Raw genomic sequence first — 10,993 nt, 5'->3', positions numbered from 1 at the left:
GTGTGGTGATTGGGTGTGGGGGGAGGGCTGGGGGCGTTGAGGGATACTTGGGTGTGGGGGGTGTTTTTGTTTGTATTTTTGGGTTTTCTTTTCGTATGGGGAGAATGATTTGTTTTTGCATGTTTGGTGAGTGTGGCTGGGAAAGCAAGGTTTTTTTGGGGGACTTCGGCGGTTTTTGGGGGGGGTGGGGAGGGGGGGGGGGGGGGGGGGGGGGCTGCGCAAAGGCGGCCGCAGGCGCGGCGCGGAAGGGGCGCGGCAGTAAAAAAGACCCGGCAAGACGGTGCGCGCCTTGGCCGGGTCAAGCCTGTGCCAAGCTTGAAGGAATCGGGATGGCGCTAAATGGTGGCCAGCAATTGCGCCGAGGCCGTGGTGGCAGCGGCGGTGTCGGCCTTGAGCTTGGCGGCGGCCAGCTGCTTGGCGCGCGAACGCGAGGGCGGCAGGCGGCGCAGGGGTTTCAGGGCGTCCGGATCCTTGATGCCGATGGTGCGCTGGTCGACCGAGATCAGGCCGATTTCATTGAAGGCGGACAGGGTGCGGCTAACCGTTTCCAGGGTCAGGCCCAGGTAGCTGCCGATTTCATGGCGCGTCATGCGCAGGTTGAACAGCTTGCTCGAATAGCCCATCTGCGCGAAGCGGTCGGCCAGCGAGACGAGGAAACGCGCCACGCGGGCTTCGGCGCTGAGGGCCCCCAGCATGCCGATCATCGCCTGTTCGCGCACCAGTTCGCGGCTCATCACGCCGTACATGACATTTTCCAGTTCCAGGTGCACGCGGCCCAGCGCCGTCAGTTTCTTGAACGGCAGCAAGATCAGGTCGCAGTCGGACAGGGCCACCGCTTCCGAGGAATAATGGCGCGAGTGGATGCCATCGACGCCCAGCATGTCGCCCTTCATGGGAAAGCTGAGCACCTGCTCATTGCCGAATTCGTCGATGAGCACGGTTTTCAGGAAGCCGGAATTGACGATGTACAGGGTGTCGAAGGGCTGGCCGATGGTGTGCACGCGCTGGCCCGTCTTGAATTGCACGTGCTGGAACAGCAGTTCGTCGGCGGCGATGCTGCAGGCGCTGGAAATATGCAGCAGGTCGCACACCTCCTTCAGGTTCGACCATAGCCGCCCTTGGCGCTGGCGCCCCGCTTCCATCGGAGAGGAGGGGGCCAGCGATGGAGAGGCAGCGCGGGTTTCAGGCGTTTGCGTGGACAGCATGTTCATCTCCTGGTGACAGGTAGTTCCGAGTTGAATGACAAGGTGCGCAGGACGGCGGGCGGGCAAGGGTCGGCGGCGCGCGTCCAGGCTGGTAATGCTCAATTCGCTGAAGACTTGCTGTGTGATGAAATAACTTCCCAGCAACTTGATGACTGGTTTCAGTATGCCAACAATCGTATGCAATTAATATCAGCGGTGGCTGAATATGGCAGTAGGAGCTGTGGTAGTCGATGTAGGATTGTTCCTACGCGCTGGCGCGCATGGTCAGGTCTTGAAGGGGGATAGCAGGCGGTGCGCCACGGCATACTGGACCATTTCCGACAGCGAACTCATGCCCATCTTTTGCATGATGCGCGTCTTGTGCGTACTCACCGTTTTCACGCTCAGGTGCAGATTGTTGGCGATTTCCGTGATCGACTTGCCCGCCACCAGCAGGGAAAAGACTTCGAACTCGCGGTCCGACAGCTGTTTATGCAGCAAGCTTTCATTCGGCATCATGATGTTGAGCACCAGTTGCTCTGCCACCTCGGCGCTGATGTAGGGGCGCCCCGACGCCACCTTGTGGATGGCGCCCACCAGCTGGGTACCGGCGCTTTCCTTGGTCAGATAGCCTTGCGCGCCGGCGCGGATGGCGCGCACCGCATATTGCTCTTCCTCGTGCATGGTGAGGATCAGGATGGCCAGCTTGGGCGCCTCGCTGCGGATTTGCCGGATCAGGTCGACGCCGCTGCGGCCCGGCATCGACAGGTCGAGCAGCAACAGGTCGAAGCCGCCCTGGCGTACGTGGTTGAGTACCTCAAAGCCGTCGATGGCTTCGCCCACGATGTCGATGTCCGGCGCGCCGTCAAGGATGCGCTTCAATCCTTCCCGCATGATGGTGTGGTCGTCGGCAATCACAATACGTATCATAGGCGCGCAATCTGGAGGCGTATAATTTACCCTGGCCGTTTCGTTGCGGCCGGCCAGGTGTTAAGAAACGAGAAACGTTGTCATTTTAACTGAAATAGCCGCAGTTTTGTCTTTTTACCCGATATATCGGCTGCGGCGGGCTGCGTGGCCATGTAACCCCTTATTTCGATGGGGGTTCCTTGATCAGCTTATGCACGAGCACCGGCAATTTCGAGTGCGACAGCACTTTGTTGGTCACGCTGCCGAGCAGTAATTGGCCCCAGCCGCTGCGGCCATGCGAGCCCATGAAAATCAGGTCGCACTGCTGCAATTGCGCCACTTCCACAATTTTCAGGGCGGGGCTGTCGGAAAAGGCGGTCAGGCCCGTCGCTTCCAGGCCCCGCTTGGCGGCCGCGTCGAGAATGGGCTGCCAGTGGTCGGCGCCCGCCTTGCGCATGGCGATGCGGTATTCCTCCTCGCTGGGATAGCTTGGTGGAATGATTTCGATGTACACCGGATACTGGTATTCGGGCGCCACGTACACGGCAAGGATGTCGGCTTGCATCTGTTCGGCAAAGGCAACGCCGGCACAGGCCGTCAGGTTGGAGACGGTGGAGCCGTCCGTGGCGATCAGAATTTTCTTATACATGGCAGGTCCTTTGGCGGTGACTCAGCGCGCGCAACGCCCCTTATTGTAGGCGCGGCGGCAGCATGGTATTCATGTAAAGACTTGATAATTATCAATACTTTTGCACCTTCAGTATAGACAACATTGGTAGAAAGATCGTGTTTTAGCCGCAACGATATCCTTGGCGCACTGTTGCGCAGGCGCCCGCAGGCAGGATTTCTCTTGTGCGGCGCGTGATCTTGCAGGCACGCCAATGGTAGTATTTCAAAATACAACGGCAGGAACACTTATTTCCTGACGGAAAAGCCCTTATGGAGCAGCTTTACACCAGGAAGCGCGTTTTGAGATTTACCAACAGGGCGGCGCCCTGCTACACTCGCACCATCGCAGCGTTATTGCCTCAAATCATCTTAATCGAGAAATTGTGGGTATCAGTCTGTAAAACGCACAGTACAGGCGGAATTTTGACAAATTATGGAGAAGCAGGGATATGACCAACGCCGCTGATGATTTTGATGCATTATTCGATGAAGTATCTGCGCAAAGTGCGGCCGCTCCCAAGCCCGCGCCTGCCGCAGCGCCCGCAGCCGTGATCGCGGACGATGATTTTGACGCGCTGTTCGACTCCGTGTCTGCCAGCGCCGCCGTGCCGGCAGCGGCCGCGGAAGCGCCAGTCGCCGCCGCGCCGGAAACGCCACCGGCGACTGCCGCAGGCGTGCCTGGCGAAGCGGCCGATCCTGTCGACCAGTCCGACAAGCCGATGTTCGAGCGCCTGGGCGGCATCGTGCGCCTGCTGCATGATTCGCTGCGCGAACTGGGCTATGACAAGGCGCTGACGGAAGCGTCGTCGCAGATCGTCGATGCGCAAGACCGCCTGGAATATGTCGCCACCTTGACGGAACAGGCCGCCAACAAGGTCTTGAATACGCTCGACGAAGGCATGCCGGCGCAAGATGTGTTGTCGAAGAGAGCCAAGGACATGGACAGCCGCTGGACGGCGCTGTTCGATGGCAAGCTGAGCCTGGAAGAATTCAAGGCCTTGGCCGGCGACTCGCGCCAGTTCGCGCAAGCCGTTACCGAGGCAACGGAAGCGGAAAAAGCGCGCTTGCTGGAAATCATGATGGCACAGGACTTCCAGGACATCACGGGTCAGCTGATCAAAAAAGTGGTCAACATCACCAAGACTGTGGAGCACGAACTTGCCCAGCTGCTGCGCGACAACGCGCCGGCCGAAGTGCGTGAGAAACTGGCGCAAAAGCCGGTGCCGCTGATGCAAGGCCCGTCCGTGCCGTCGGTGGCGCTGGACCAGGATAATGTAGACGACCTTCTTGCGGATTTGGGATTCTAATGGACGATATGCTCAAGGATTTCGTCGTTGAGGCGATGGATCTTGCGGTTAATGTTGAAGAGCACTTATTGCGCCTCGAGCGTGATCCTGACAACAAGGAAACACTGAATGCTGTGTTTCGTTCCTTCCACACCATCAAGGGTGGCGCCGGCTTCATGGGCCTGCCTGCGCTGGTGGCGGCCTGCCATCTGACGGAAAACCTGTTCGATGCCTTGCGCACGGGCGCCGCGCCCGTGACCCCGATCGCCATCGAGGCGGCGCTGCAAGCGTCCGGCTTCGTGGCCGACCAACTGACGGAACTGGCCAATGGCGCCGCGCCGGAAAGCTTGCCGGCCATGCCGGAAGAGCTGGAACACATCCTGACGAACGCCATTGAAGGCAAGGGCATGGACGCGCCTGCGCCAGCCGCCGCCGTGGTGGCGGAAGTCGCCGTGGTGGTTGCCGAAGTCGTTGTGGCGGCGCCAGTCGCTGCCGTTTCCACTTCCAGTGCCGATGGCCTGGATTGGGAAGGCATGTATAACGCCGTCGTGCCGGCCGGCAGCCAGGTGGCTGCTGCACCGGTGGTCGCCGCTGCCCCTGCCGCCGTGGCCGCCGCGCCTGCCGCTGCCGCTACTGCCGCCAAACCGGCTGCCAAGGCCTGGGATGGCGCGGAACGGCGCGACGAGCGTCCGGAAGTGCGTCATGCCGCGCCCGTCAAGGAAGACAGCATCCGCGTCGACGCCGTCAAGCTCGACGCGCTGCTGGAAGTGGCCGGCGAGTCGGTGCAGGCCGCCAACCAGGCTGCCGTGCTGCTCGAACGCTTGCTGCAATTCAAATTCGAAGGCCAGGCCGCCACCTTGATGGCGACCCTGGCGGAAACCCTGGAACGCGCTTCGCGCTACTCGACAGAACTGCAGCGGGCTACTCTGGCCACGCGCATGCAACCCGTGGGTCGTTTGTTCCAGAAATTCCCGCGCCTAGTGCGCGAACTGGCGAAAGACCTGGGCAAGGATGTCGAGCTGACGATTGAAGGCGCGGAGACGGAAGTCGACCGCGTCGTGGTCGACAGTCTGTACGATCCGCTCGTGCACATGCTGCGCAATTCGCTCGACCATGGCGTCGAATCGCCGGAAGCGCGCCTGGCCGCCGGCAAGCCCGCTAAATCGTATATTTCGCTGAAAGCCTGGCAGGAAGCGAACAGTGTCATGATCGTGCTGCAAGATGACGGCAAGGGCATGGACCCGGTCTTCCTGCGCAGCAAGGCCCAGCAAAAGGGCTTGATCAGTGAAAACGCGCAGTTGAGCAACGACGAATGCTTCCAGCTGGTGTTCCTGCCGGGCTTCTCGACCAAGGAAGTGGCGTCCAGCGTCTCCGGGCGCGGCGTGGGCATGGATGTGGTGAAAACGGCCGTGGAGAAAAACCGCGGTGCCATCCACATCGAGTCGACGCTGGGCAAGGGCACGAAGTTTGCCATCCGCCTGCCGATCGAGCTGTCCATTGTGCCGACCATGCTGGTGTCGACCTCGGGCGCCGCGCTGGCGCTGCCGATGGCGGTGGTGCAGCGCGTCGTCGAATTGCCGGAAACCTTCATGGAAGTGGGCGGCGCGCCCGTGCTGAAAGACCAGGGCCGTCCATTGCCCGTGCGTTCGCTGGCCGGCGCCCTGGGCTACGAATCGTGCAGCGAGCGCGTCGGCATTGTTGTTGCTGCGCCACAGCCGTACATTCTTGCCGTGGCAGCCGTCGATGGCACGGCCGACCTGGTGATCAAGCCGATGACGGCCATCACCGTGGAAGGCATTACCGGTACCGCCCGCTCGGCCGAAGGCGAGCTGGTGCTTGTTGTGGGCCTATCTTTCCTGATGGACGGTTGCAGGGGAAGTGTGCGCATGGCTGCCTAGAAACACATGCCAGTTCACAACTAGCCCGCTGCAGACCTCTGCAGCGGGCTTTTTTTTCGGTTTTTTTCGATTTTTATTCGCCCCGCCGGTATTTTGGCGGATTTTCGTATCAGCAATTTTTTAAGCATATCTGCAAGGCGGGCCGAATTTTGTATCGCCCATTCCACGCTAAGGCGGCTTTTGCTTCTGCGTTGCACAATATATGGCATAATCATTGCCGATCCCTTCGATCAGTACGACAGATCACTTAAACAGGCTGTGGCAACGCTGCATAAATCATGATGAAGACGCTTTACGACAAACTCTGGGAATCCCACGTTGTTCGGGCCGAAGATGATGGCACGACAATTTTGTACATAGACCGGCACCTGCTGCACGAAGTCACCAGCCCGCAAGCCTTCGATGGGCTCAGCGTGGCGGGCCGCCAGCCGTGGCGCATTTCCGCCAACCTGGCCGTGGCCGACCATAACGTGCCCACGACCAGCCGCATCGACGGCATCGCCGACCCGGTTTCCCGCCTGCAGGTAGAAACCCTGGACAAGAACGCCAAGCACTACGGCTTGACCTACTTCAACATGAACGACAAGCGCCAGGGTATCGTGCATGTGATCGGCCCTGAACAGGGCGCGACCCTGCCCGGCATGACGGTCGTCTGCGGCGACTCGCACACGTCCACGCACGGCGCGTTCGGCGCGCTGGCGCACGGCATCGGCACATCCGAAGTGGAACACGTGCTGGCCACGCAGACCTTGCTGCAAAAAAAATCGAAATCCATGCTGGTGCAAGTCGACGGTGCCCTGCCGGCCGGTGTGACGGCCAAGGATATCGTGCTGGCCATCATCGGCAAGATCGGCACGGCCGGCGGCACGGGCTACTGTATCGAATTCGGCGGCGCGGCCATCCGCGCGCTGTCGATGGAAGGGCGCATGACGGTGTGCAACATGGCCATCGAGGCGGGCGCGCGCGCCGGCATCATCGGCGTGGACGACACCACCATCAATTACGTCAAAGGCCGCCCGTTTTCGCCGGCCGGTCCGCACTGGGAACGCGCCGTGGCCTATTGGCGCACCCTGCATTCGGACCCGGGCGCCCGCTTCGACCTGGTCGTTACGCTCAACGCCGCCGACATCATGCCGCAAGTGACCTGGGGCACGTCGCCCGAGATGGTGACCGGCGTCGATGGCCGCGTGCCTGACCCTGACCAGGAAAAAGACAGCGTCAAGCGCGATGCGATGGAAAAGGCGCTGGTCTACATGGCCCTGAAACCGAATACCGCCATCGAAGACATCCGCATCGACAAGGTCTTCATCGGTTCCTGCACCAATTCGCGCATCGAAGACTTGCGCGCGGCAGCAGCCGTGGTACGCGGCAAGTACCGCGCCTCGAACGTCACCCTGGCGCTGGTGGTGCCCGGTTCCGGTCTCGTCAAGGACCAGGCCGAGCGCGAAGGCCTGGACCGCATCTTCAAGGATGCCGGTTTCGAGTGGCGCGAGCCGGGCTGCTCCATGTGCCTGGCCATGAATGCGGACCGTCTGGAACCGGGCGAACGCTGCGCCTCGACCTCGAATCGCAATTTCGAAGGCCGGCAAGGGCAGGGCGGACGTACCCACCTGGTGTCGCCCGCGATGGCGGCGGCGGCGGGCATCGCCGGCCACTTTGTCGACGTGCGGGCTTTGCGATGAGGGCTGGGACTGGCGCCGCTGGCGTACACTAGCGTTTCCGGTCCCTTACCTACTATCAAGAAATCATCATGAAAAAACTCTTCGCCCTCCTCATCGCCACCGTCATCCTGTCTGGCTGCAACACCGTCTCCGGCATTGGCCGCGATGTGCAGAAAGTCGGCCAGGTCGTCACTGGCGCCGGCGGAAAATAAACCGTGACGTGCCGGCGCCCCGCGCCGCCCGTCCTACCGAGTAGAAACAGCATGGATAAATTTACGCTTTACGAAGGCCTGGTGGCCCCGCTGGACCGCGCCAACGTCGACACCGACGCGATCATCCCGAAGCAATTCCTGAAATCGATCCACCGCAGCGGTTTCGGCCCCAACCTGTTCGACGAATGGCGCTACCTCGACCATGGCGAGCCGGGCCAGGACAACAGCCGCCGCCCGCTGAATCCCGAGTTCGTGCTCAACGAGGCGCGCTACCAGGGCGCTTCCATCTTACTCACGCGCAAGAACTTCGGCTGCGGCTCCTCGCGCGAGCACGCGCCGTGGGCGCTCGATCAATATGGCTTCCGCGCCATCATCGCGCCCTCGTTTGCCGATATCTTCTTCAACAATTGCTACAAGAACGGTTTGCTGCCCATCGTGCTGTCGGAGGCCCAGGTCGAGCACCTGTTCAATGAAGTCAAGGCCTTCCCCGGCTATAAACTTGTGGTCGACCTGGAACAGCAATGCGTGCGCACCAGCAATGGTAGCGTCTCGTATCCGTTCGAGATCGATGCCTTCCGCAAATATTGCCTGATGAATGGCCTCGATGATATCGGCCTGACACTGCGCCATGCGGACGATATCCGCGCCTTCGAAGAACGCCACCTGCATAGCCAACCTTGGCTCGCCAACGTCATCTGATCGATAAAAACATGAAAATTGCAATCTTACCCGGCGACGGCATCGGTCCTGAAATCGTCGCGCAAGCCGTCAAGGTGTTGAACGTGCTGGGCGAATCGTTCGAGCTGGAAAGCGCGCCCGTGGGCGGCGCCGGCTATGCGGCCCACGGCCATCCTTTGCCTGAAGGCACCTTGGCGCTGGCCAAGGCAGCCGATGCCGTGCTGTTTGGCGCCGTCGGCGATTATCAGTACGACAAGCTGGAACGCCAGTTCCGTCCGGAGCAGGCGATTTTGGGCTTGCGCAAGAACCTGGGCCTGTTCGCCAACCTGCGTCCGGCTATTTTGTATCCGGAGCTGGCGGACGCTTCGACCCTGAAGCCGGAAGTGGTGTCCGGCCTCGACATTTTGATCATCCGTGAATTGACGGGCGACATTTATTTCGGCCAGCCCCGCGGCATGCGCGAGTGCCCGGACGGTCCGTTCAAGGGGCAGCGCGAAGGCTACGACACCATGCGCTATGCGGAAGGCGAAATCCGCCGCATCGCCCATGTGGCCTTCCAGGCTGCGCAAAAGCGCGAGAAGCGTTTGACCAGCGTGGACAAGGCGAACGTGCTGGAAACCTTCCAGTTCTGGCGCGACATCGTCACCGACGTGCACAAGGAATACCCGGATGTTGCGCTCGAGCATATGTATGTCGATAACGCGGCCATGCAACTGGTGCGGGCGCCGAAGAAATTCGACGTCTTGGTGACCGGCAACATGTTCGGCGACATCTTGTCCGACCAGGCCTCGATGCTGACGGGCTCGATCGGCATGCTGCCGTCCGCTTCGCTCGATGCCAACAACAAGGGCTTGTACGAGCCATCGCACGGCTCGGCGCCCGATATCGCGGGCAAGGGCATCGCCAATCCGCTGGCGACGATTTTGTCGGCCGCCATGATGTTGCGCTATTCGCTGAACCGCGAAGAGCAGGCAAGCCGCATCGAAGGTGCTGTGAAGAAAGTATTGGCACAGGGCTTGCGCACGGCCGACATCCACGAAGCGGGCACCACCTTGGTGAGTACCGAGGCGATGGGTGATGCAGTTGTAAAAGCGCTGGGATAAAATAGTCTAATGACGGCAGTCGCCGTCTCATCTTGAGGAATGGTAATGAAATTAGTTGGCTTGGTAGGATGGCGCGGTATGGTCGGTTCGGTCCTGATGCAGCGCATGCAGGAAGAGGGCGATTTCGCCCACATCGAACCGGTGTTTTTCACCACCTCGAACACGGGCGGCGCGGCGCCGGTCATGGCGAAGAATGAAACCATCCTCAAGGATGCCAACAACATCGCCGAACTGTCCAAGTGCGACATCATCATTTCCTGCCAGGGCGGCGACTATACGAGCGCCGTGTTTCCGCAGCTGCGCGCAGCGGGCTGGAATGGCTACTGGATCGATGCGGCCTCGACCTTGCGCATGGAAAAAGACGCCGTCATCGTGCTCGACCCCGTCAACCTGCACGTCATCAAGGATGCGCTGGGCAAGGGCGTGAAAAACTACATCGGTGGCAATTGCACCGTCTCGTGCATGATGATGGGCCTGGGCGGCCTGTTCCAGCACGACTTGATCGACTGGATGACGTCGATGACCTACCAGGCGGCATCGGGCGGCGGCGCGCAGCACATGCGCGAGCTGCTGACGCAGTTTGGCACCATCAACGGCTCCGTCAAGGCGCTGCTGGAAAACCCCGCCTCGGCGATCCTGGAAATCGACCGCCAGGTGCTGGCGACCCAGCACGGCTATTCCCCGGATGAAATCAAGCAATTCGGCGCGCCGCTGGCCGGCAACTTGATCCCGTGGATCGACAAGGACCTGGGCAACGGCCAGTCGAAGGAAGAGTGGAAGGCTGGCGCGGAAACCAACAAGATCCTGGGCCGCGGCATCGACTTTGGCACCAAGGAAATCCCTGTCGACGGCTTGTGCGTGCGCATCGGCGCCATGCGCTGCCATTCGCAAGCGCTGACCATCAAGCTGAAGAAAGACGTGCCGCTCGATGAAATCAACGACATCATCGCCAGCAACAATCAGTGGGTCAAGCTGGTGCCGAATACGCGCGAAGCCTCCGTGCGCGACCTGTCGCCGGCGGCCGTCACGGGCAGCCTGACGATACCCGTCGGTCGCGTGCGCAAGATGAGCATGGGCGGCGAATACCTGTCCGCCTTCACCGTGGGCGACCAATTGCTGTGGGGTGCGGCCGAGCCGCTGCGCCGCATGCTGCGCATTTTGCTGGACGCGTAACGGCAATAAATCAGCAATTAATTGCTGATCAAGATCAAGCTGGGGCTGTTTTCCCAGCTTTTTTTTCGCCCTGAGCCCGTCAAGGCTCAACCACAGGGCGATTGCATGAAGCATCAGGTCGGCAAGCCCAAGACCTTGGCGAGATAGTCGGCATTCCAGCCAGCTTTTAAGCGTTTGGTAGCGATGCCGGCCTTGGTTGTCTTTTCGTTTTTCAGTAAAT

The 10,993-nt window shown here is 60.7% G+C and carries 10 protein-coding genes; 7 read left to right on the top strand and 3 right to left on the bottom strand.

Features of this window, described 5'->3' with window-relative positions; all coding sequences use genetic code 11:
• Window positions 1-335: 335 nt before the first annotated feature.
• From CSZ94_RS25755 to CSZ94_RS25745, 3 genes are all read right to left on the bottom strand, one after another.
• Window positions 336-1,142, bottom strand: a complete 807-nt coding sequence (locus CSZ94_RS25755; RefSeq protein ID WP_102124122.1) for a Crp/Fnr family transcriptional regulator — start codon at window positions 1,140-1,142, stop codon at window positions 336-338.
• 327 nt (window positions 1,143-1,469) lie between these two features.
• Window positions 1,470-2,114 carry a response regulator gene (locus CSZ94_RS25750; protein ID WP_034750556.1) on the bottom strand — a complete coding sequence of 215 codons (645 nt, stop codon included), beginning with the start codon at window positions 2,112-2,114 and terminating at the stop codon, window positions 1,470-1,472.
• A gap of 160 nt (window positions 2,115-2,274) precedes the next feature.
• Window positions 2,275-2,742: a universal stress protein gene (locus CSZ94_RS25745; protein WP_102124121.1), complete on the bottom strand. Its 468-nt coding sequence runs from the start codon at window positions 2,740-2,742 to the stop codon at window positions 2,275-2,277.
• A 469-nt stretch (window positions 2,743-3,211) separates the two neighbouring features.
• Here CSZ94_RS25745 and CSZ94_RS25740 point away from each other — a divergent pair, with 469 nt between their 5' ends.
• From CSZ94_RS25740 to asd, 7 genes are all read left to right on the top strand, one after another.
• A complete protein-coding gene (locus CSZ94_RS25740; protein WP_102124120.1) occupies window positions 3,212-4,069 on the top strand; it encodes a protein phosphatase CheZ in 858 nt (285 codons plus the stop codon).
• Window positions 4,069-5,946 carry a chemotaxis protein CheA gene (locus CSZ94_RS25735; protein ID WP_102124119.1) on the top strand — a complete coding sequence of 626 codons (1,878 nt, stop codon included), beginning with the start codon at window positions 4,069-4,071 and terminating at the stop codon, window positions 5,944-5,946. The genes CSZ94_RS25740 and CSZ94_RS25735 overlap by 1 nt, the downstream gene beginning before the upstream one ends.
• A 278-nt stretch (window positions 5,947-6,224) precedes the next feature.
• A complete protein-coding gene (gene leuC, locus CSZ94_RS25730) occupies window positions 6,225-7,628 on the top strand; it encodes a 3-isopropylmalate dehydratase large subunit (protein WP_102124118.1) in 1,404 nt (467 codons plus the stop codon).
• A gap of 68 nt (window positions 7,629-7,696) precedes the next feature.
• Window positions 7,697-7,819 (top strand): lipoprotein, encoded by a 123-nt coding sequence (locus CSZ94_RS25725; RefSeq protein WP_010400408.1) that lies wholly within the window; start codon window positions 7,697-7,699, stop codon window positions 7,817-7,819.
• Window positions 7,820-7,870: 51 nt separating this feature from the next.
• Window positions 7,871-8,518 (top strand): 3-isopropylmalate dehydratase small subunit, encoded by a 648-nt coding sequence (gene leuD, locus CSZ94_RS25720; RefSeq protein ID WP_102124117.1) that lies wholly within the window; start codon window positions 7,871-7,873, stop codon window positions 8,516-8,518.
• A gap of 11 nt (window positions 8,519-8,529) precedes the next feature.
• A complete protein-coding gene (gene leuB, locus CSZ94_RS25715; protein WP_102124116.1) occupies window positions 8,530-9,600 on the top strand; it encodes a 3-isopropylmalate dehydrogenase in 1,071 nt (356 codons plus the stop codon).
• Between the two features lie 45 nt (window positions 9,601-9,645).
• Window positions 9,646-10,773 (top strand): aspartate-semialdehyde dehydrogenase, encoded by a 1,128-nt coding sequence (gene asd / locus CSZ94_RS25710; protein WP_102124115.1) that lies wholly within the window; start codon window positions 9,646-9,648, stop codon window positions 10,771-10,773.
• The last annotated feature ends 220 nt before the right edge of the window (window positions 10,774-10,993 follow it).

Origin of the sequence: Janthinobacterium sp. ROICE36 (genome assembly GCF_002869965.1) — a bacterium.
Classification (GTDB): Bacteria; Pseudomonadota; Gammaproteobacteria; order Burkholderiales; family Burkholderiaceae_D; genus Janthinobacterium.
Note: the sequence above shows the minus strand (reverse complement) of the source record. Positions and strands in the feature narration are given on the sequence as shown.